This is a genomic window from Aquimarina algicola, from assembly GCF_006443095.1.
Lineage (GTDB): Bacteria > Bacteroidota > Bacteroidia > Flavobacteriales > Flavobacteriaceae > Aquimarina > Aquimarina algicola.
In genome coordinates this window covers 390,813-413,144 of the sequence record NZ_VFWZ01000005.1, presented here as the reverse complement: position 1 = coordinate 413,144, position 22,332 = coordinate 390,813, and the positions used below count along the sequence as shown (strand labels likewise).

The 22,332-nt window shown below is 32.2% G+C and carries 25 protein-coding genes; 13 read left to right on the top strand and 12 right to left on the bottom strand.

What is annotated here, in order from left to right:
• Positions 1 to 19 precede the first annotated feature (19 nt).
• Entirely contained in the window at positions 20 to 1,153 is a 1,134-nt protein-coding gene (locus FHK87_RS17540; protein ID WP_140595065.1) for a serine hydrolase domain-containing protein, read from the top strand.
• 5 nt (positions 1,154 to 1,158) lie between these two features.
• Here FHK87_RS17540 and FHK87_RS17535 read toward each other — a convergent pair whose 3' ends face one another.
• From FHK87_RS17535 to rpmB, 5 genes are all read right to left on the bottom strand, one after another.
• Complete coding sequence (locus FHK87_RS17535) at positions 1,159 to 2,832, bottom strand: amidase family protein (protein WP_140595064.1); 1,674 nt, start codon at positions 2,830 to 2,832, stop codon at positions 1,159 to 1,161.
• Between the two features lie 116 nt (positions 2,833 to 2,948).
• On the bottom strand, positions 2,949 to 3,902 hold the full coding sequence (ftsY, locus tag FHK87_RS17530; protein ID WP_140595063.1) for a signal recognition particle-docking protein FtsY: 954 nt from the start codon (positions 3,900 to 3,902) through the stop codon (positions 2,949 to 2,951).
• Positions 3,903 to 4,027: 125 nt separating this feature from the next.
• Complete coding sequence (locus FHK87_RS17525) at positions 4,028 to 4,180, bottom strand: DUF4295 domain-containing protein (RefSeq protein ID WP_140595062.1); 153 nt, start codon at positions 4,178 to 4,180, stop codon at positions 4,028 to 4,030.
• A gap of 7 nt (positions 4,181 to 4,187) precedes the next feature.
• A complete protein-coding gene (gene rpmG, locus FHK87_RS17520; RefSeq protein WP_140595061.1) occupies positions 4,188 to 4,370 on the bottom strand; it encodes a 50S ribosomal protein L33 in 183 nt (60 codons plus the stop codon).
• Between the two features lie 25 nt (positions 4,371 to 4,395).
• Positions 4,396 to 4,635, bottom strand: a complete 240-nt coding sequence (gene rpmB / locus FHK87_RS17515; protein WP_140595060.1) for a 50S ribosomal protein L28 — start codon at positions 4,633 to 4,635, stop codon at positions 4,396 to 4,398.
• 187 nt (positions 4,636 to 4,822) lie between these two features.
• Here rpmB and FHK87_RS17510 point away from each other — a divergent pair, with 187 nt between their 5' ends.
• Positions 4,823 to 5,224 carry a hypothetical protein gene (locus tag FHK87_RS17510; protein ID WP_140595059.1) on the top strand — a complete coding sequence of 134 codons (402 nt, stop codon included), beginning with the start codon at positions 4,823 to 4,825 and terminating at the stop codon, positions 5,222 to 5,224.
• A gap of 23 nt (positions 5,225 to 5,247) precedes the next feature.
• Here FHK87_RS17510 and FHK87_RS17505 read toward each other — a convergent pair whose 3' ends face one another.
• On the bottom strand, positions 5,248 to 6,489 hold the full coding sequence (locus tag FHK87_RS17505; protein ID WP_140595058.1) for a CinA family nicotinamide mononucleotide deamidase-related protein: 1,242 nt from the start codon (positions 6,487 to 6,489) through the stop codon (positions 5,248 to 5,250).
• Between the two features lies 1 nt (position 6,490).
• Positions 6,491 to 6,829 carry an Hpt domain-containing protein gene (locus FHK87_RS17500; protein ID WP_140595057.1) on the bottom strand — a complete coding sequence of 113 codons (339 nt, stop codon included), beginning with the start codon at positions 6,827 to 6,829 and terminating at the stop codon, positions 6,491 to 6,493.
• Positions 6,830 to 7,266: 437 nt separating this feature from the next.
• On the opposite strand from FHK87_RS17500, the gene FHK87_RS17495 reads away from it, so the two are divergent.
• The gene (locus tag FHK87_RS17495) at positions 7,267 to 9,630 is read left to right on the top strand and encodes a TonB-dependent receptor (protein ID WP_140595056.1); all 2,364 of its coding nucleotides are present in this window, start codon (positions 7,267 to 7,269) and stop codon (positions 9,628 to 9,630) included.
• A 2-nt stretch (positions 9,631 to 9,632) separates the two neighbouring features.
• Positions 9,633 to 10,103, top strand: a complete 471-nt coding sequence (locus FHK87_RS17490) for a thioredoxin family protein (RefSeq protein WP_140595055.1) — start codon at positions 9,633 to 9,635, stop codon at positions 10,101 to 10,103.
• Positions 10,104 to 10,110: 7 nt separating this feature from the next.
• Here the strand turns inward: FHK87_RS17490 and FHK87_RS17485 are convergent, their stop codons facing one another.
• The 3 genes from FHK87_RS17485 to FHK87_RS17475 form a co-directional block, all read right to left on the bottom strand.
• Entirely contained in the window at positions 10,111 to 10,722 is a 612-nt protein-coding gene (locus tag FHK87_RS17485; protein WP_140595054.1) for a fumarylacetoacetate hydrolase family protein, read from the bottom strand.
• An 11-nt stretch (positions 10,723 to 10,733) separates the two neighbouring features.
• A complete protein-coding gene (locus tag FHK87_RS17480) occupies positions 10,734 to 11,513 on the bottom strand; it encodes a 3'-5' exonuclease (RefSeq protein WP_140595053.1) in 780 nt (259 codons plus the stop codon).
• An 80-nt stretch (positions 11,514 to 11,593) separates the two neighbouring features.
• On the bottom strand, positions 11,594 to 12,280 hold the full coding sequence (locus FHK87_RS17475) for a metal-dependent transcriptional regulator (RefSeq protein ID WP_140595052.1): 687 nt from the start codon (positions 12,278 to 12,280) through the stop codon (positions 11,594 to 11,596).
• A 221-nt stretch (positions 12,281 to 12,501) separates the two neighbouring features.
• Between FHK87_RS17475 and FHK87_RS17470 the strand changes: the two genes are divergently transcribed.
• The 7 genes from FHK87_RS17470 to FHK87_RS17440 all read left to right on the top strand — a co-directional run bounded on the left by FHK87_RS17470 (position 12,502) and on the right by FHK87_RS17440 (position 18,491).
• On the top strand, positions 12,502 to 13,416 hold the full coding sequence (locus FHK87_RS17470; RefSeq protein ID WP_140595051.1) for a metal ABC transporter solute-binding protein, Zn/Mn family: 915 nt from the start codon (positions 12,502 to 12,504) through the stop codon (positions 13,414 to 13,416).
• Positions 13,417 to 13,451: 35 nt separating this feature from the next.
• Complete coding sequence (locus tag FHK87_RS17465; RefSeq protein ID WP_140595050.1) at positions 13,452 to 14,189, top strand: metal ABC transporter ATP-binding protein; 738 nt, start codon at positions 13,452 to 13,454, stop codon at positions 14,187 to 14,189.
• Between the two features lie 67 nt (positions 14,190 to 14,256).
• Positions 14,257 to 15,387 carry a metal ABC transporter permease gene (locus FHK87_RS17460; protein WP_140595049.1) on the top strand — a complete coding sequence of 377 codons (1,131 nt, stop codon included), beginning with the start codon at positions 14,257 to 14,259 and terminating at the stop codon, positions 15,385 to 15,387.
• Complete coding sequence (locus FHK87_RS17455; protein WP_140595048.1) at positions 15,380 to 16,540, top strand: metal ABC transporter permease; 1,161 nt, start codon at positions 15,380 to 15,382, stop codon at positions 16,538 to 16,540. The genes FHK87_RS17460 and FHK87_RS17455 overlap by 8 nt, the downstream gene beginning before the upstream one ends.
• A 103-nt stretch (positions 16,541 to 16,643) precedes the next feature.
• Positions 16,644 to 17,033 (top strand): hypothetical protein, encoded by a 390-nt coding sequence (locus FHK87_RS17450; protein ID WP_226294305.1) that lies wholly within the window; start codon positions 16,644 to 16,646, stop codon positions 17,031 to 17,033.
• Between the two features lie 96 nt (positions 17,034 to 17,129).
• A complete protein-coding gene (locus FHK87_RS17445; protein WP_394344935.1) occupies positions 17,130 to 17,999 on the top strand; it encodes an HAEPLYID family protein in 870 nt (289 codons plus the stop codon).
• A gap of 135 nt (positions 18,000 to 18,134) precedes the next feature.
• On the top strand, positions 18,135 to 18,491 hold the full coding sequence (locus tag FHK87_RS17440; RefSeq protein WP_140595045.1) for a hypothetical protein: 357 nt from the start codon (positions 18,135 to 18,137) through the stop codon (positions 18,489 to 18,491).
• Positions 18,492 to 18,674: 183 nt separating this feature from the next.
• Here the strand turns inward: FHK87_RS17440 and FHK87_RS17435 are convergent, their stop codons facing one another.
• Entirely contained in the window at positions 18,675 to 20,024 is a 1,350-nt protein-coding gene (locus FHK87_RS17435) for a dihydrolipoamide acetyltransferase family protein (protein ID WP_140595044.1), read from the bottom strand.
• A gap of 139 nt (positions 20,025 to 20,163) precedes the next feature.
• Complete coding sequence (recR, locus tag FHK87_RS17430; RefSeq protein ID WP_140595043.1) at positions 20,164 to 20,784, bottom strand: recombination mediator RecR; 621 nt, start codon at positions 20,782 to 20,784, stop codon at positions 20,164 to 20,166.
• Between the two features lie 527 nt (positions 20,785 to 21,311).
• On the opposite strand from recR, the gene FHK87_RS17425 reads away from it, so the two are divergent.
• Together FHK87_RS17425 and FHK87_RS17420 are read left to right on the top strand one after the other, a co-directional pair.
• Positions 21,312 to 21,884 (top strand): cob(I)yrinic acid a,c-diamide adenosyltransferase, encoded by a 573-nt coding sequence (locus tag FHK87_RS17425; protein WP_140595042.1) that lies wholly within the window; start codon positions 21,312 to 21,314, stop codon positions 21,882 to 21,884.
• A gap of 137 nt (positions 21,885 to 22,021) precedes the next feature.
• Positions 22,022 to 22,243, top strand: coding sequence for a DUF2795 domain-containing protein (locus FHK87_RS17420; protein WP_008272287.1), 222 nt, complete (start codon positions 22,022 to 22,024; stop codon positions 22,241 to 22,243).
• Positions 22,244 to 22,332 lie beyond the last annotated feature (89 nt).

Below are 22,332 nucleotides of genomic sequence, written 5' to 3'. Positions count from 1 at the left end.
CTATAAAATCTTCAATATCATGAAAAAAAGTACTTTGCTAGGTGCATTATGTTTGTGCAGTATTGTGATTTCTTGTTCGTCGGATGCAGAAACCATTGATAGTCCCGATACAGAAGTAGTTAATAGTAATCCTACCACAGAAACACAAGATACAGAAGTTTTATACTTTCCTCCTGACAGTTCTGAAGAATGGAAAACACAGTCTATAGCTTCCTTAGGTTGGAATATTGATTTTGAAAAATCGCTGTATGACTTTCTTGAAGAAAAAGAAACCAAGGCTTTTATTATCTTAAAAGATGGAAAAATGGTTATAGAAAAATATTTTGGCAATACTACCGCCTCTGAAAATCTCCCTTGGTATTCTGCCGGAAAAACGCTTACTGCTTTTATGACGGGAATTGTACAGCAAGAAGCTTTATTAGATATTGAAGAGGCTTCTTCTACATACTTAGGTTCGGGGTGGGCAAATATTACCGCAACACAAGAACAATCCATTACAATCAAAAATCACCTAACCATGACAACTGGATTGGATTATAACATATTAAATCCAAACTGTACCTCAACAACTTGCTTAACTTTTCTTAATACGCCAGATAACTTTTGGTATTATCACAATGCCCCATATACATTGATTAGAGATATCGTATCCGGAGCAACCAACCAAGAATTTGATCAATATTTTGATTCAAAACTAAAAAGCAAAATTGGTATGAATGGATCCTGGATTAAGATTGGCTTTTCATATGTCTATTACAGTACAGCTAGAAGCATGGCCCGTTTTGGTTTGTTAAATCTCAACAAAGGCACATGGAATAAAACCAAAATCCTGGATGATCAAGAGTATTTCAGTGAAATGACCAATACTTCACAATCATTTAACCAAGCATATGGGTATTTGTGGTGGTTAAATGGCAAATCAACGTATAGATTGCCTTCATCAGAAAATCAATTTAATGGCAAATTAATCCCAAATGCTCCTAACGACCTTATCGCTGGTTTAGGTAAAAATGATCAAAAGTTATACATTGTTCCAAGTCAAAATCTTGTAATTGTAAGAATGGGAAATGAGACAAACAATACTTTATTAGGTCCTTCTAGCTTTGATAATGAATTATGGGAACAGATAAATCTACTTATCAATAAACATTGATTCTTTTACTTACTATAGTTTTTTGGTGGAACACGTTTTTGGGACACAACTTCATAAGCTGATCCTAATTGCAATAATTTTCCTTCTTCATAAGATGGCGCTATAAAAGTAAGTCCTTTGGGCTCTCCTTTTTCTGTATATCCCATAGGTACAGTTAGTGCCGGGTATTTTGCAACAGCAGCATATCCTGCATGATAATTATTAATTGACAATACTGCGTCCAATTTATGTTTGGTAATATGAGTATCAAAATAATTTCTTGCCGTTTTTTCAAGTGTATTTTTTATATCCTCTAGTTCTGCATTTGACGTACTATCATTTACTATACCTTCAAATAATTGTTGACCATAAGGAACTCGTATCAAAGTATCTTCATTATTAAAAGTAATTGCATCATCAATAGTTTGTATAGTTACTTCTTGCCCCCCATATGATTTTAGGTAATTAGGTAAATCATTTTTCATATCAATATTCAAAATGGTTAAAAATCCAGGTAGCGGGGTTTCTTCGGTAGTAACTTCAACAAGTATTCCTCCGGCAGTTTCTATTTCTCGAACTGCCTTACTATAGAGTGAATCTTCTAGAAGTTCTTTGATTACTCCAAATCGTTTATCTTTTAATGAAGCCTCTTTTATTGTTTGTACAAAGTCCACCTTTGTTTCTACAGAAACATTATCATTATTATCTTTTCCAATAAGTGCATTAAAAAGAATTGCATTATCAATTATACTTTTTGTCATCGGCCCTGGAGTATCTAGTGTACTCGAAATAGGCACAATACCTGTTCTACTTAGAACACCAATAGTAGGTTTAAGTCCTACAACAGAATTTTGACTTGATGGAGATAAAATAGAACCACTAGTTTCTGTACCTACTGCAGCTACACAAAAATCTGCGGCTACTGCTACTCCACTTCCTGAACTTGACCCACCTGTTTCAAATATTAATCTACCATACGGATTAAGTGTTTGTCCACCTATAGCACTGTATCCAACAGGACAACCGGAACATAAAAAATAGGCCCATTCGCTTAAATTTGCTTTTCCTAAAATCAGTGCGTTTTTCTCTAGTAACTTATTTGTAATAAAAGCATTGGCTGTCTTGTTATTTTCTAAGGCAATTGCTCCTGCAGTAGTTGGCATATCTTCTGTATTGATATTATCCTTTAATAAAATCGGCATTCCAAAAACAGAATTTATATCTATTTGCTTTTTATCTATTTTATCTAAAGCTCTTGCTTGTTCTACTACTTTGGGATTTAAAGAAATAACGGAATTGAGAGCATTTGCATTATCACTTTCATATTTTCGAATACGATAAATATAAAAAAGGGTTAAATCTTCGTAAGTAAGTTTACCTTCTTTTATATTTTTTTGAATAACAGGAATATTTTGATTTAAAATATAAGGTTTGAGAGCGTTATATTGATCCGCTGAAAAATAGTTAAGCTCGTTTTCAAGAGGTTTCCATATATTATTTTTATCCAGAACTTTAGAATTAACAAGTTTTAGGTGCATTCTATCTTGTTCCAAATTTTGTGTAGCAGCAATATCTTGAGCCTCGTCATAAGGCTCCCAAACAACTTTGGGTTGTTTTTCTAATTGGGGTTCTTCTTTTTTTTCTTGTTTACAGGAAACAGTAATTAGGATGAAAATTAGTAGACAAAGTATCTTTTTCATAGGAAATTCGTGATATACAATTTTTGTTTTGTGATGACTTCAATATACCTCCAAAATAAAAAAAAGACATTGATATAAAATTTCAATGTCTTTTTTTAACTCTTTTCTAAGAATTGTTATTTAAAAAACGAATCTACAAATTCATATTTGTTGAATACCTGAAGATCTTCTATCCCTTCTCCTACTCCAATATACTTTACAGGAATCTGGAATTGATCACTAATACCTATTACCACTCCTCCTTTTGCTGTACCATCTAGTTTGGTAACTGCAAGAGAAGTAACTTCTGTTGCTGCTGTAAACTGTTTTGCTTGTTCAAACGCATTTTGACCAGTAGAACCATCAAGAACGAGTAACACCTCATGAGGGGCATCGCCAATTACTTTTTGCATTACCCTTTTTACTTTGGTAAGTTCATTCATTAAGTTGACTTTATTATGCAATCTCCCCGCAGTGTCTATGATAATAACATCTGCATTTTGACTAACGCCAGATTGCAACGTATCAAAAGCAACAGATGCAGGGTCACTCCCCATATCTTGCTTAACAATAGGAACATCAACACGATCTGCCCAAACTTGTAGCTGGTCGATGGCTGCTGCTCTAAAGGTGTCGGCCGCACCAAGAACAACATTCAGTCCTTTATTTTTAAATTGATGTGCCAGTTTACCAATAGTAGTTGTTTTTCCAACCCCATTGACACCCACAACCATTAGAACATATGGTTTCTTGTCTTTAGGAATCTCAAAATCGGTAGCTTCTCCCGTATTGGTCTCTGATAATAATCCTGCTATTTCCTCTCTCAGGATTTGATTTAATTCTTCTGTTCCAAGATATTTATCCCTCGCAACACGATCTTCAATTCGATCTATAATTTTGATAGTTGTCTTTACGCCAACATCACTAGTAACCAATACTTCTTCTAAAGTATCGAGTACGTCATCATCTACTTTAGATTTACCTGCAACCGCTTTACTAAGCTTAGAAAAAAAGCTTGTTTTAGACTTTTCGAGTCCTTTGTCTAGCGTCTTTTTTTTCTCTGATGAGAATATATTTTTAAAAAGCCCCATTGATATTACTTGGTATACTCAAAATTAAAACTAAAATATTTTATTTATCAGTTAAATATAAAAAGAAAGAGCCATTTCAACAGAATTGAAACGGCTTCTTTTCAAAATATTTTTATGTCTGAAAATTACTTTTGCTTTAAAAAGTCATTTACAGCGTCTGGTGCCATTATAGATTCTACAAATGTATATGCTCCTGTCTTAGGAGATTTTACCATTTTTATGGCTTTTGTTAACCTCTTAGAACCTGTTTGTAACGATGCTACTGATTTCTTTGCCATTGTCTAATTATTTTATTTCTTTATGAACAGTCATCTTCTTTAGGATAGGATTAAATTTCTTTAATTCTATTCTATCAGGAGTGTTTTTTTTGTTCTTAGTTGTAATATATCTTGATGTACCTGGTTGACCAGAAGCTTTATGCTCTGTACATTCTAAGATTACTTGTACTCTATTGCCTTTCTTTGCCATTGTTATATATTATTAAAAAAGGAAATTATTTCTTTAAAAAACCTTTTGCTCTTGCTTCTTTTAAAACAGCAGAGATACCATTTTTATTTATATTTTTCAATGCGGCAGTAGACACTTTTAATGTTATCCAACGGTCTTCTTCCGGAATATAAAAACGCTTCTTAATTAAATTTGCATTAAATTTACGTTTTGTTTTATTCATAGCGTGGGAAACGTTATTTCCTACCATTGCTCTTTTACCTGTAAGCTCGCAAACTCTTGACATCTCTTCTTAATTTTGGTATTATTTCAAAACAGGGTGCAAATTAACGAATAATTTACCTAACGACCAATAAATAATTTAGTTATTTTTATCTATCAATAAACTTTTATACAAAACACAGAAAAACAATATATTATTCAAAAAGATTAACAATTAAAATTTTAGTATCTTAGAGAATGATTTTCAGGATATGGGGAAGAATACAAACGATACATTGCTACAAAAACATGAATTAGACATTGGCACTGTCTACTTTTATAACAACTATGTAATCGTTGAGATTAAAAAAGGGATTGTCTTAAATTTTGAAAAAGCAGCACCTCTATTTATGTTGGGCAAGCAATATTATGGTAATAAAACGCCCTTTGTTTATATCTCTAATAGAATTAATTCTTATTCTTTTGAACCTACTTCTCATTTTAAATCCGCCGAATTATTCCCTAATTTAAAAGGTGTTGCTGTAGTAACATACAACGCTGTTAATGAAAATGTTGCAAGACTAGAACAGGCTTTTCTAGACAAACCAGCGCAGATTTTTCATAGTCTTGACGAAGCAATTGAGTGGGTAAACGAGATTATTATATCTGATTGACATTTAATATCTTTTCTTTCAAATCAAAGAAGCTCCCCTAATAAAAGCTCGAATGCTTTATTAGCTGTTTTTCCTATTGTACGCTCTCTTAAGTTACTAAACACATATTTTTTTGAAAAAACAGTATCGGGAGTAGCTATAGCTATAAATACCGTACCAACTTCTACATCTCCATCTCCTTTATTTGGTCCCGCATTACCAGTAGTTGCTATTGCATAATCAGATTTGAACTTATTCTTGACTCCTAATGCCATAGCTTCAGCTACTTGAGTACTAGTAACAGAATATTTCTTTATAAGATTTTCTGATACTCCTAAAATATCTATTTTGGATTGCGTCGCATAGGTTACAGCTCCTCCATTAAAAAAAGACGATGCTCCACTATTGCCTGTAAAACTTTGAGCAATTTTACCACCTGTACAACTTTCTGCAACAGAAAGAGTTTTACCCTGATTCACCAACAGTTTCCCTATTCTTACTTCTATTGTTTCATCTTCTTCGTATCCTACAATAATGTCCCCAATAATGGTATGTAAAGAAGTTACTTTTTCTTCAATCGTATCCAGTAATTTCTTTTTATTTATTCCTCTTGCCGAAAGGCGTAACCTGACTCTGCCCAAATTTGGCAGATATGCTAATTTTATAAAAGATGGCAGCTCATTTTCCCATATTTCTATTCGTTCTGCGATCGCACTTTCTCCTAATCCATAAGTAAGAATTGTTTTATGAATAATATAAGGTCTTTCAAATCGTTTTTGCAATCTTGGTAAAACCTCATTACTCATAAGTCCTTTCATTTCATAAGGTACACCGGGCATAGAAACAAAAACAGTATCATCTTTTTCTAACCACATGCCGGGCGCCGTACCATATTGGTTCATTAGTACTTTAGCCTTGCTAGGTACAAGTGCTTGTTGACGATTAACTTCAGAAATAGGAGTATCGATATACTTCTTGAATAAATATTCTACATGAGCTAGAACATTTTCATCTTGTTGTAAAGTATCATTAAAATATTCACAAAGAGTATGTTTTGTGATATCATCTTTTGTCGGACCTAAACCTCCTGTAATCAAAACTACATCTGCTCTATTTTTTGCTTCTTCTAATGCATCTAGAATATGTTGTTTATCATCTCTAATAGAAGTAATTTGATAAACGTCAATCCCGATTTTATTGAGTTCTTTACCCATAAAAGCAGAATTAGAATCTATGATTTGACCTATCAAAATCTCATCACCAATCGTAATGATTTCTGCAAACATATTAGTTAAAATCAGCTTTTAAGTCATCAATTGCATCATTAACCGTAGAAACGATTTGGTCAAGAATAGGTTTGACTTCTTCTTTTGATTTATTCGTTTTTGACCATGCCTCTATTTGCTTAATCTGTGATAAAAGATCGATGTCAAATAGTTGAAGGTTTGGCTTCATTTTGTGAGCATATTGATATGCCATTTGGGGATTTCCAGCATCTACAGCTTGTACCATACTATCTAGATCAGGAGGAATCTCTTCTAAGAAAGTTTGCACTAGAACAGCTATAAACTCATCATCACCACCGGATAATTCATTTACACTTTTTAAACTATAATTCTTGCTCATCTAATTTATTTTTACTCTTTTAAAAGCTAATTGCACATAAATTACTGTATTAAATTTACAATTTTTAGCCAAAAGTATTTCTGTAAATATAACACCTCATCATTACAAACTAAAATATTTACCTCTTATTCTGTAATGAGAATCGCTTTTTTGTAACGAAATAAACTCGATTATTAAAAAAGCAATCTCATTATGAGCAACTTATTTGAGAAAGATATGGCCTAACAAATGTTTTTCTAATTCAGTTTTTATTCATGTAGGTCGTTAAGGTTTTTTATTGAATTCTAACATGACAGAAACTCCACATAAATTAGGAAAAGCTAATCTTTAGTTATCCAAAAAATAAATTATTCACAAAAACAGTTAAAATAATTTGTTAGTTTAAGCTAACTTTTTAGTTTTGCCAAAACTAACAAAAAGTATTTTAAACTTTAAGCATGAAATCATACTTATTTCTTTTAGCTTTATTACAAGCAACTTTTGTATTTTGCCAAACAGGAAAACTACAAGGCAATATCAAAACTAATAATACACCATTACCTTTTGCCAATATTGAAATCTCAAATACTACTTTTAGAACCACTACATCATCAGATACTAATGGTATCTATGAAGTTAATGAAATACCTGCCGGAGACTATATTATAAAAGTTAGCTCTTTAGGATATTACAATCAAGAAGAAAAAATCACGGTCAAGACTAATGATATTACTATTAAAGATTTTGTACTTGATGAAGATCGATTAAATCTAGATCAAGTAGTTGTAAGCGCTACAAGAAATCGAGTAAATCGTAAAAAAGCACCTGTAGTTGTTAATGTATTAAGCCCTAAACTTCTTGGAGCAACTCAATCAATATCTGTATCAGAGGGACTTAATTATTCTCCCGGAGTAAGAGTAGAAAACAATTGTCAAAATTGCGGTTTTACCCAAGTTCGTCTTAATGGGTTAGACGGGAGTTACACGCAAGTTCTGATTAATAGCAGAGCTGTATTCAGTGCATTAAACAGTGTTTATGGTCTAGAACAAATCCCTACAAATATTGTTGATCGTATAGAAATCGTAAGAAGTGGTGGTTCGGCATTATATGGATCTAATGCCATAGCTGGAACCATTAATATCATTACAAAAGATCCTGTATTAAATACGTGGGAGTTAGGCAGCTATTTCGGACTTATTGATGGGGATACGCCAGATCGATTACTTAACTTCAATACTTCTATTGTAAGTGATGATCTAATGTCTGGTTTTACAGTATTTGGGCTTAATCGTGATCGAGATGAATTTGATGCAAATGGTGATGGTTTTACAGAATTAACAACAATACAAAACACAACATTTGGGGTAAAAACTTTCTTTAAGCCTAATGAAAGAAGTAAAATATCTCTCGATGCAACAACAATAAAAGAATACCGAAGAGGTGGTGACAGGCTTGAATTAGCTCCACATTTTACAGATATCACAGAAGAACTAGATCATGATACCTTTCTAGGAGGAATTACTTATGAAGTAAAAAATAAAAAAGAAACCAATAATTTTTCGGTTTACACATCAGGACAATATACAAAAAGAGACAGTTATTATGGTGGTTTGGGTGGCGCAAGAACAGCGCAAGATAGTACTTTAGCCCTTAATGCTTATGGAATAACAAAAGATTTAGCACTCTTATCGGGAGCGCAATTCACTCAAAACCTCAAAAACAATGATATTATTACCGCAGGAGTAGAATATAATTTGAGTGACACAGAAGATATCATTGCAGGATACAATAGATTGATTGATCAGCAAGTAAATACAATAGGATCTTACATTCAATACGAATGGAAACCAACAGATAAATTTACCGCTCTAATCGGCACAAGACTAGATCATGTAGATGTAGATGGAGATTATAATATTGGTGGTATTTTTAGAGATGTTTCCTTAGAAAAAACAGTTCTTAGTCCTAGACTTACTCTTTCTTATAAAATTAATGAGCTATTAAAATTTCGAGGAGGTTATGCCAGAGGGTTTAGAGCTCCACAAGCATTTAATGAGGATTTGCATATTTCTTCTGTAGGAGGAGAACCTCAATTCGTAATTTTATCAGAAAATCTCGATACAGAATTCTCTAATGCCTTCACAGCATCTTTAAATTATTCAAAAAACATCAACAAAATCCAAACGGACTTTCTATTAGAAGGTTTTTTTACAGATCTAGAAGACCCTTTTACACTAGTGAGTACAGGAGCTGTTTTAGAAAACGGATCAATATTAGAAGAGGTAAGAAATGGATCTGGTGCTAAAGTGTATGGTGCAAATTTTGAAGTCGGTATCTCACCTTCTCAGAAATGGCAATTTCAATTTGGAGGAACCATACAGAAAGCTGAATATGATGAAGAACAAATTCTATTTGAATCAGATGGTACCGTTCCCGATGAAGGAGATGTAATTGTTGATGAGTTTGTAAGAAACCCTAATTCGTATGGATATCTAAATGTCTCATGGATCCCAGGAGAAACATTCAATATGGATCTAACAGGTACATATACCGGAAAAATGACAGTACCAAGAGTTGTAAGTGAAACCGGTTTTCTTGATCTAATCGAAAGCGATTCTTTTTATGATGTAAATCTAAAATTAGAATATCACACAGATATTTCAGAAAATTTTCAAATTACTTTTAGTGGAGGAGTAAAAAATATATTCAACAGCTATCAAGACGATTTTGATGTAGGACCACTTCGTGATTCTGATTATATTTATGGTCCGGGAACACCTAGAACATTTTTTATTGGTATAAAGTTTGGTAAATTTCATTAACAATGAAACAATTCAAAATAATATTAATCTTATGCATAGCATCTTTTTGCTCGGTATCTGCTCAGCAAAAAGATGCTATACAGTGGATCACTTTTGAACAATTAGAAGATTCTCTTAACATTAAACCTAAAAAGGTAATTATCAGTTTCTATGCAGATTGGTGTGCCTATTGTAAAAAAATGGATCGTGCTGTTTTTACAAAATCAGATATTGTAAAAAAAATTAAAGATGAATACTATGCGGTTAAGATGAATGCAGAGACAAAAGATACAATCGTATTTGAAAATACGGCTTTTGTAAATAGAGATCATTTAACATCCAGAAACTCAATCCATGACATTGCTCTTCTATTAGCTTCTAGGCAAGGGCAACCTTTTTCATTACCTGCAACTATATTTCTTGATAAAAACTTTAAAGTTAGAAAAAGATGCTTTGAATATATGAGTCCTAAAAAACTATTATCAACACTGTAAAAAAGATTTATTTCACTTTTATCGAGAAGAGCTGTTCATCTTCTACAAATCCTACTAAACGATCTTCTGCTTGTACAGGTCCAACTCCTGCAGGAGTACCCGTAAAAATAATATCTCCTATTTTTAATGTGAAAAATTTTGAAACATATTCAATAATCTCATCAATTTTCCAAAGCATTAATTGTGTATTGCCTTCTTGAACAATTTCATCATTTTTTTTGAGGCAAAAATTAATATCATCGACATTATCAAACTTTTCTTTGGGTAACCACTCTCCTACCACTGCTGCTCCATCAAAAGATTTTGCTTTTTCCCATGGCAAACCTTTACTTTTTAATTGAGACTGTAAATCACGCGCAGTAAAATCAATACCAAGACCTATCTCGTCATAATATTTATGCGCAAATTTTCTATCGATATGTTTACCAACTTTATTGATTTTTACTAAAATTTCAACTTCATAATGTATATCATTAGAAAAATCAGGTATAAAAAAGGGTTGTTTTTTTAGTAAGATAGAGGTATCAGGTTTGATAAAAACAACAGGATCTGTAGGCTTTTCGTTTTCTAACTCTTCGATATGAGCAGTATAATTACGACCAATACAAATTAGTTTCATAAAAGCTATATTTATAATTTTAACCTATTATTCAATTTGCGAAGTCTTACTGCTGTTAAAACTTTTTTTGTATAAAGGGGGAAATCAGCATTTTGCAACCATCCAAAATACCCCGGTTCTTCTTCCATTACTTGTTCAACAAGTTTTCCTTTATGTTTTCCGAAGGTGAAAATCTCTTTTTTGTTTTCATCAAAAGCTATAAATCCGGCAAAATCAGCAAACTGTTTTCTCGAACTGAATTCAGCTAAATATTTAATATCATTTTCTAATTCTGAATATTTATCCAATTGCGCTTTTAATACTTCGTATGTAGCTAGTGTATCTGCTTCGGCAGAGTGAGCATCTTCCAAATTTTTATCGCAATAAAATTTGTATGCAGCCGACAAAGTTCTCTTTTCCATTTTGTGATAGATCGTTTGTACATCTACTGCTACAGTATTTTTCATATCAAAATCATAACCAGTGCGCAATAATTCTTCGGCCAAAAGCGGGATATCAAATCGATTAGAATTAAAACCGCCAAGATCACAACCTTTGATCATTTCACTGATTTTGCTTGCTAGTTGTTTAAAAGTAGGCTCATTTGCAACTTTTTCATTCGTTATTCCATGTACAGCTGTAGTTTCTGGTGGAATAGGCATCTCGGGGTTTACCAGCCATGTTTTACTTTCTTTATTCCCATTCGGAAATATTTTAAGAATAGAAATTTCTACAATTCGATCTTTAGAAATATTGACACCTGTAGTTTCCAGATCAAAGAAACATATAGGCTTTTTTAAATTAAGCTCCATAAATTGATTGTGTGATACTCAAAGATAATAGCTATTCTGTAACATATTCTAACCAAACTCTATTTTAACATTTGTAGAATTTATACTACTTTTTTCACAAAAACATGATCTGCAAATTTTCTTGTGATCGTTTCGATAGTATTATCAAACTCGATTCTAATAGAATTATCAAATTCTCTAATTTCAAGAATTTTAATTCTACTGCTTAGTGCAAGACCTATTTTAGAAACATACTTTAAGAATTGTACGGACCCATCATCTACAGAGATTAATTGACAAACATCTCCTTCTGACAAAGAAGACAACCTTGTTTTTGGAAGAACAAAATATTCTCCATCTGCATCAGGAATAACCTCGCCATGAGGATCTCTTTTAGGAAAATCCATAAAACGATCTAATTCGTCTATAAGTTTATATGATTTAATATGCTCTAATTGTTCTGCCACATCATGTACTTCATCCCAGCTAAAATTCAAATAATTATACAAAAAAGTTTCCCATAATCTATGCTTTCTAATAAGTCTTACCGCGATAGCCCTACCCTCATCTGTTAGATCCAACTTACCATATTTTTCACTTACAATATAATCTTTAGCTTTTAGCTTTTTTACCATATTGTTAGTAGATGCAGGAGACACTTTTAGATATTCTGCCAACTGATTGTTTCCTACTTTGACAGAACTATCTACAATAAGCAATTGAAATAAAGCTTTTAGGTAATCCTCTTCACTTTTTGTTAAATTATACAAATTTGGTTTGTTAGTCATAGCTAACTTTTTTAGTTTTGCTTTATAAATTAAAACAAAATTACTAAACCTAATACAATTACAAAGAATCTATTTTGTTTACTTTTTGGTCTTATTAAGGTTTTAACAACTATTCATTTCAAAAAGTCAAACGACATACGCAACATATTAGCATATTATGAATAGTAATAAAACTAAGTATTCAATATTGTCTAATAATATTATAGAAATTAAAATTTAAAATGAGGAAAATAACGATAATACTACTTTCAATCTTGATTTTGGCTTCTTGTAAAGAGCAAAACAAAAGTAAAAATCAGAAATTAAAAGTAGTAACAACTACATCTATGGTTACAGATCTTGTTCAAAATATTGGAAAAGATCTTATAGAAGTAGAAGGATTAATGGGAAGTGGTGTAGATCCACATTTGTATAAAGCCAGCGAAGGAGATGTTTCTAAACTATTGAATGCCGATGTTATCTTTTATAATGGATTACATCTAGAAGGTAAATTAGTTGAAGTATTCGAAAAGATGCAACATCAAAACAGTAAAACTATTGCCATTGGAGAAAGCCTTGATAAAAAAACACTTATCGGTTCAGAATATTTTGCATCCAATTACGATCCCCATATTTGGTTTGATATACAAAATTGGAAAATCATCACTGAGTATGTTATAGAACAACTTTGTGCTTTAGATCCTAAAAATGCTGATGCTTTCAAGAAAAACGGCCAGGAATATTTATTTCAACTAGATGATTTGCAGATAAAACTTGATAATATCATTAGTACGCTACCAAAAGAAAAAAGAATTCTTGTTACTGCTCATGACGCTTTTAACTATTTTGGTAATGCTTTTGATTTTAATGTGGTTGGGCTACAAGGATTATCTACTGCTACAGAAGCCGGGGTTCAAGATGTTCAAAAATTAGCGAATTTTATTATCGAAAAAAAGGTCAAAGCCATTTTTGTAGAGAGTTCTGTTCCAAAACGCACTATCGAAGCTTTACAAGCTGCTGTACGTTCAAAAAAACATAATGTTATCATAGGAGGAACTCTATTTTCTGATGCTTTAGGAAATCCCGGTACCAAAGAAGGTACATATATAGGTATGTTTACATATAATGTGGATACTATCATTAATGCCTTGAAATAATAATAAACATTTTATGCCTGATAAGAAATAATTAAATGGATACAGCAATTGCAGTACAAGTCGATGATCTAACTGTTGCTTATAATTACAAGCCAGTATTATGGGATATAGATCTTTCTATACCAGAGGGTGTTCTTATGGCGATAGTAGGGCCTAATGGCGCAGGTAAGTCTACCTTAATAAAATCAATTTTAGGTATTATTAAACCCATTGCGGGTAGTATCCAGATATATAAAAAACCATATAAAAAGCAACGATCTTTAGTAGCATATGTACCTCAAAAAGGAAGTGTTGACTGGGATTTTCCTACCACAGCTCTCGATGTAGTCATGATGGGAACCTATGGAAGCTTAGGATGGATCAAAAGACCAGGGCAAAAAGAAAAGAAAGCCTCACTAGAAGCTTTGGAAAAAGTTGGAATGTTGGGTTTTAAAAACAGACAAATCAGCCAGTTATCAGGAGGACAACAACAACGCATTTTTCTTGCTCGGGCCTTAGTTCAAAACGCATCTATTTATTTTATGGATGAACCTTTTCAAGGTGTAGATGCTACCACAGAAAAGGCAATTATAAATATCTTAAAAGAACTAAGAAAAGCCGGTAAAACTGTTATCGTAGTACATCATGACTTACAGACAGTACCAGAATATTTTGACTGGGTCACATTTTTGAATGTAAAAAAAATTGCGACAGGGCCTGTTAAAGATATTTTTAATGATGATAATTTAACAAAAACGTACGGAATTAATTATAAGGTCGCAATCAATAAATAATCATTTAATCTCAAAAATAATCTTATAACTAAGGGACCAAAACTATATCCTTTATCATTAATAGAAAATGAATCTAAAAGAATATATAGAGCTTGTTTTTACGGATTACACATTACGTACAATAACATTAGGAACAGCAGTTCTTGGTGCTATTTGCGGAATGTTGGGTAGTTTTGCCGTATTACGAAAACAAAGTTTACTTGGCGACGCTATTTCACATGCTTCATTACCGGGTATTGCTATTGCTTTTTTGATTATTGGAACAAAAAACAGCTCTGTTTTTTTGATAGGTGCTTTAATAAGTGGTTTGGTCGGCACTTTTTGGATTAGAGGGATCATTCGCAAAACCCACCTTAAATCTGATACAGCTCTAGGCCTGATCTTGTCACTCTTTTTTGGTTTCGGAATGTTGCTCCTTACCTACATTCAAAAAAGACCCAATGCTAATCAAGCAGGATTAGAGAGCTATTTATTTGGTCAAGCAGCAACATTATTAGAAAACGACGTTTGGATTATGGTCATCGTAACAAGTATAAGTTTACTTATTTTACTAATTTTCTGGAAAGAACTTAAACTTTTACTATTCGATTCGGATTACACAAAAACACTTGGCTTTAACACCAAATTTTTGGATATTTTAATCACTACATTTATTGTTATAGCAATAGTATTGGGGTTACAAACTGTAGGAGTTGTATTAATGAGCGCAATGCTATTAGCTCCGGCAGCAGCTGCAAGACAATGGACAAACAGCCTCTCAGTTATGGTAATTTTAGCAGCATTATTTGGAGCATTATCAGGAGTATTCGGTACCGCTATAAGTGCCAGCTATAATAACCTATCAACAGGACCTGTGATAGTTTTGGTAGCAGGAGTATTTGTATTATTTTCCTTTATTTTTTCTCCTCAAAGAGGATTACTTTTTAGAGAAATTAGATTTAGAAAAAATAGACGTGATTTAAAATTACATAAAACACTATCCTTTATGTACGATATTGCGAGTACTCATGAAAACATCACACATCCCCATGCCATACGAATCTTAAATAATTTTCAAGGGTTTACCAAAAAATCCTTACAAGAACTAGAAGATAAAAATTATGTCAAAATAGATGGTAACATGTGGTCTATGACTGAAATAGGGTACAAAACAGCCGCTAATCTCTATAATCAATTAACAAATAGCAAAGATGAGTAGCGCACAGATAGAAATACAGCTTATCGCAAGTTTGGTAGCCATTGCATGCGCCATTCCCGGTACCTTTTTGGTTTTACGTAAAATGGCTTTGATTACAGACGCTATAAGTCATTCGATATTACCGGGGATTGTTATAGGATTTTTCATTACACAAGACCTATCATCTCCTCTCTTAATCATTTTAGCAGCAGTAAGTGGAGTACTTACAGTTGTACTAGTGGAATTTATACAAAAAACAGGCCTCGTCAAAGAGGATACTGCAATTGGACTTGTATTTCCCTCTTTGTTTAGTATTGGGATTATTCTCATAGCGCAGAATGCAAATGATGTACATCTCGATATAGATGCCGTACTATTAGGAGAACTCGCTTTTGCTCCGTTTGATAGACTTATGATGTACAATACTGATATAGGACCAAAATCACTTTGGGTCATTAGTATTATACTATTAATAACTATTATCCTTCTTTTTTCTTTTTTTAAAGAACTTAAGGTAAGTACTTTTGATGCAGGTCTTGCCTCAGCATTAGGTTTATCTCCTGTAGTAATGCATTATGGGCTAATGACTGTTTCCTCAATTACTACTGTAGGTGCATTTGATGCAGTTGGTGCTATCCTAGTTATTGCATTAATGATAGCCCCTGCCGCAACTGCTTATCTACTTACAAACAACCTTAAAAAAATGCTTATTCTTGCTATTTTATTTGGCGTTATAAGTGCTATTGTAGGATATTGGACGGCTAATCTTTTAGACTCTTCAATTTCTGGGTCTATGACAACAGTACTTGGATTAATCTTTTTAATTGTCTATCTCTTTGCTCCCAACAAAGGGTTATTTTCGGTTTTGTACCGACAAAAACAGCAACGTATAGAAGTATCACTTCTTACTTTTTTACTTCACTTAGGTAATCACGAAGACGAAAAAGAGCGCCATGTAAAGCATCTTAATGAACACATCAACTGGCAAAAAGTACAATCAAAATCTGTTTTGAATCTAGCACTCAAAAACAACATGATTACCATCGATAATGACATCGTATCTTTGACCAAGAAGGGTAAAAACTTTACTTCTGAGGCAATTGACTATATTATTACCAATAAAAATGCTGAAATAGAAAACATGAAAGATCGCTTCTTCTTATTTAGGGGATGATCAAAAAACACATGTCATATTAGTGATTCAGTTAATTAAAAATTAAGATAATATTCATATTTACCATAATCCATGATAAGAAATTAATGGTATATTTAATCACATGTATTTGCACATAAAGAAAAGTAAATATCTCAAATTTTTCTGGAGCCTTATGGCTTTCTATATGCTTAATATATGTGTTGATGCTCCTGATATTGTATCAGATGCTGTTCCTGAAAATTTAAATTTCAATGACCAAGAGAGTATTATTGAGATTTTTGTAGAAAAGATTTTAGGATATGAACATGCTATACCAGAATATGAAGAAAGTGATAGTGAAAAGCAAAGTATGCTAAAACAGCATAAAACAATTGATCATTTTATCATTAATCTTTGCGAGACAGAAAATCTTTTTTCTTTTCGCAGTATTAAAAAACCTAAAAATTCATTCTACTTAGATCACCTATATCTGATTTATCAAGAAGTAGATTTCCCTCCACCAGAAGTTTAATTTGTTTTTACAGTATTCTTTGCATTCGGATTTCACAAAGATATCCGAGCAAGGCTTTATTCAAAATATCTTTTCAAAAAACAAATTAAAATGACTATAAATATTATAAGGACATCAATCTTTGTATTGATATGCCTTACGAATTCTTTTGCTCAAAAAAGTGAACAAAACATTGAAAATAACAGTTTAAATAACAAAGAAAATAAAAACCAAAACGAACCAGAAAAGGTACTACATGCAGAACCTTTATTCATTGATTTGATTCGTGACCTTGGAGCTCGTAAAGGTGAAAAAGAATGGAATATAGGCTTAGGACTTACAGATAATAGCGATTATGATGAATACTCTGCATTAATTGAATATGAATGGGCTCCTGCTGACAGATTAGGTCTAGAAGTAGAACTACCATTTTCTTTTTATCCCTCAAATCATAATGGAGCTGCTCCAGGGAACAATTTAAATAGCTTAAAATTGGCTGCACAATATTCTTTTTATGTATCCAAAAAATATGGAATGAGTATGGCTTTAGGATACATACATGAATTTGAACTTGCAGAATTTAGATTCTATGATGATCAAACACTAATACAAGGTAATGTATATAATCCATTTTTTATAACAGCAAAACGCTTAGGAAATAATTTTCATTCATTATTATATACAGGACCTGCAATTTCTCATCATTTTGAAAGCAATACAACAGATACAAGTTGGCAAATCAATAGTAACATTCATTACATGATTTCTGGCACAAAAAATTTTATTGGTATTGAGGTAAATAAAGCCATAGAAAAAAATAATTTTGATATGGTTATTAGACCACAAATGAGAGTAGCAATAGCAGAAAATTTGCTGATCGGTATAGTTACCGGAATACCAATCAGCAGAGAAAACGAAAGATTAAGTAGTTTTTTAAGACTCATTTATGAACCTGGGCATCAAAAACATACAAAATCTAAAAAGTAAATAATTCATAAATTATAGAATAGCTTGCTAGAAGAAATATTTTGAAAATTGTCATCTTCTAGTAAGCTTTTTTGATCATTTTATCATCGCTAATAATTATTGGGTTATCTTTATAAAAACGAAAATCATACAATAATGAAAAGGGTACTGTGGGCAATACTGTTAATGATTTCATATTTTTCTTATGCACAACAAAAAGAAGTAGTATTAATAGAGAAAAAGCAAAAAAAGCGCACTGTTTTATACGTTCAAAATAATACAAACACTAGCAAAAGCGTATTTTTGAAGGTAAATCCTACTGGCTATCGAAGAAGCGCACAAAGGCCTATTATAAAAAAAATACCTCCCAATGATACAGTACAAATGTTGATTCTTATCCCTTTGTCTGATGTAGAATCAAAGTATACTTATGATCTAATTGTTAATGATGAATTAGAGACAATAGATGTTAATCATAATAAAGCATCTAGAAAAAGAGATAGTGTTTTTTGAAAAAGTTAATTCTTTCAAGGGGTAAAACTTATGAAGTACTATCATCAAACTAATATATTTTAAACTTTTAAGAAGCTTAGGAGGTATTATTTAAACCTCGATGATTATCAGGTTAAAATATAAGTAAAATAAAAAGCCACGATACTTCTATCATGGCTTCTATAATTTAATATTTAGTTTCTTTTAAAATCCTCGATTTACATCAAAAGCTTCCAAATAGTCTTTTACTCGCTGTACAAATTGTCCTCCAAGTGCTCCATTTACAACTCTGTGATCATAAGAATGAGATAAGAACATTTTATATCGGATACCTATAAAATCGCCATCTGGAGTTTCAATTACTGCAGGAACTTTTCTAATAGCTCCAAGTGCTAAAATCCCTACCTGTGGTTGATTAATAATAGGTGTTCCCATAATACTACCAAATGTACCAACATTGGTTACAGTATACGTCCCACCTTGAATATCATCAGGTTTTAACTGGTTGTTTCTGGCACGATTTGCAAGATCATTTACAGATTTTGTCATTCCTACCAAATTTAACTGATCTGCATTTTTGATAACAGGAACAATTAAATTTCCGTCAGGTAGAGCGGCAGCCATACCAAGATTAATATTTTTCTTTTTGATGATAGTATCTCCGGAAACAGAAATATTAATCATAGGAAAATCTTTTATTGCTTTGGCAACAGCTTCCATAAAGATTGGAGTGAATGTAAGATTTTCTCCTTCTCTCTTCATAAAATCAGCTTTTACTTTCTTTCTCCAGTTCCAAATATTAGTAACATCTGCTTCTATAAAAGATTGCACATGAGCAGACGTTTGCACAGAATCAATCATATGATGAGAAATAAGTTTCCCCATACGAGTCATCTCTATGATTTCATCTTCTCCAGATGCAGTAATAGGTGTTGCTTTTGAAACTTCTTCTTTTTTGGCAACAGGAGCAACTTTTTCGGGTTGCGCTACTTCTTTTTTGGTTGTCTGAACTGTTTCCTGAACAGTACCATTATTACGGTTCTCAACATATTTCAGAATATCATTTTTAGTAACACGACCGTCTTTTCCTGTTCCCGGAATAGTTTCTAGTGTTTCTAAAGATACTCCTTCAGCAGAAGCTATATTCTTAACCAATGGAGAATAAAATTTGCTTCCTTCTGAGAAATCTATAGTTTTTCCAGAGGTAGAAACTACGGTCTCTTCTATTTCTGTTTCTAAAATTTTTGCTTCTTCGGGAGCTGTTTCTGCTTCTACTACCGATGATTCTTCATTCACCACATCTGCACTTTCACCATCAGTCTCTATCACAGCAATTGCTTGTCCTACTTGTACTACATCATCAACATCAAAAAGTTTTTCAACCAAGACACCTTCTACCTCACTAGGCACCTCACTATCGACTTTGTCTGTTGCAATCTCTACAATCGCATCATCAATCTCGATAGTATCTCCAACTTCTTTTAACCAAGTTGTAATTGTTGCCTCTGCAACACTCTCACCCATTTTTGGAAGTTTAAGCTCAAATTTTGCCATATCCTTAATAAAAAGTGTTTAAATATTATGTTTTTTGCGAATTTAATTAAAATTATACTTTTTAATTATTTTTTCTTTATTAAAATTTATTTAAAAGCATTTTCTATGTAATTATTCAATAGTAATTACACATCAAAAACTACGAACTCTTCAATGCATTTTCAAATGGAATTCTATTAAGAATACTTCTCCCCAAAGTAACTTCATCAGCATATTCGAGTTCATCATTTACTCCAATTCCTCTTGCTATGGTAGAGGTTTTTACTTCAATCCCTTCTAATTGTTTATAAATATAAAAATTAGTGGTATCGCCTTCCATAGTTGCACTGAGCGCAAATATTAATTCTTCTACTTTACCTGATTTTACTTTTTCTACTAGAGAATTAATCGTAAGTTCTTGTGGGCCTATTCCATCAAGTGGACTTATTTTTCCTCCCAGTACATGATACAATCCTCTGTATTGTCCTGTACTTTCTATAGCCATCACATCACGTATATCTTCGACAACACAAATTATATTTTTATTACGAGCCGGATTGCTACAGATATCACATATTTCTGTATCGCTAATACTATGACAATTACTACAAAACTTAATATCCTCACGCAAAGTTTCTAATGCGTTAACCAATTGTGCCGTTTGGTTTTTTGGCTGTCTTAATAAATGTAAAACCAGTCGTAATGCAGTTCGTTTTCCTATCCCGGGCAATTGAGACATCTCATACACCGCATTTTCTAATAATTTTGAAGAAAATTCCATCACACTACAAATTTAAGGTTTTTTAATTTGTTAAAAACCTACAGTAAACTTTTTTGATTAAAGTAGTTTTTTCTTCCTGATTCTTAAGAATTAATATTTAAGTTGCGTTAACTTATCATCTTAAAAATAAAGGAACAATGAAGTCACCCTGACTTTTTCTATTTCCTAAAAAACGGTTAAAATCTGCCCATATATCGTTACTTTTTTGTCTTTATCGCAACTATACACTTCAAAAAGAGCCTCATCTGTACAAATTTTATCTCATTTTCGGTTAAAAACAAAAAGTCAAGACGACTTCAATAATAATTTTTCTAATTTTACCCTAAAAGAAATTTATTATGCTCGATGCGCTTTCTGAAGAAATACAGCTTATCATACTTATCATTATAATTGCTGTGTTGTTCTTTTTGGTATCATGGAATAACAAACGCAATAAAAACAAATTGTATCATCGGGATCAGCGAAATTTCAGAAAAAATTACTTGAAAAAGAAAGACAAAAAATAAGGAGTCAAAAACGAATTTTTAATGAAAATATATACAAAAACAGGTGATAAAGGTACCACAGCTTTATTTGGAGGTACAAGAGTACCAAAACATCATATTAGAATAGACAGCTATGGCACTGTTGATGAACTCAACTCTTATATTGGCCTTATTAGAGATCAAGACATTGATCAACATCATAAAGATATTTTGATGAATATTCAAGACAAACTCTTTACAGTTGGTGCTGTTTTGGCGACAGATCCTGAAAAAGCAATTTTAAAAAGCGGTCAAAAAAGGTTAAATATTGCCACAATCAGTAACGATCATATCGAATTGCTAGAAAAAGAGATCGATACTATGAATGATGCATTACCTCCAATGACGCATTTTGTTTTACCAGGCGGTCATCAAACTGTGTCATTCTGTCATATAACTCGATGCGTATGTAGAAGAGCTGAACGTTTAGCAACCGCCTTATACGATTTAGAACCCTTTGAAGCATCTACGTTACAGTATTTAAATAGACTATCTGACTATCTTTTTGTGCTGGCACGAAAGTTGTCACATGATCTAAAAGCAGAAGAGATAAAATGGATTCCTTCAAAAAGTTGATTCCAAATAAACTGTTAAATCATTAACAAAACTCTTTTTGCGATTACGTTCTTATAATTATTGTTTAAATAATTAATTTTTTACTTGACTTTTTAAACTAAAAAATTATTTTTGCAAAAAATAAACCAGTAAGAAATATGTATTGGACTTTAGAACTAGCATCATATTTGAGCGATGCGCCTTGGCCTGCTACAAAAGACGAATTGATCGATTATGCAATTCGTACAGGAGCACCTCTAGAAGTTGTAGAAAACTTACAAGCTATTGAAGATGAAGGAGATTCTTATGATTCTATAGAGGAAATTTGGCCTGATTATCCTACAGACGAAGATTATCTTTGGAATGAGGATGAATACTAACAAAACGAAGAAATAGTAGAAAGTCTCGAAAGAGGCTTTTTTTTGTGTAAATTGGTAAGCTTTTGATCAATTTATAATAAAAAACAATT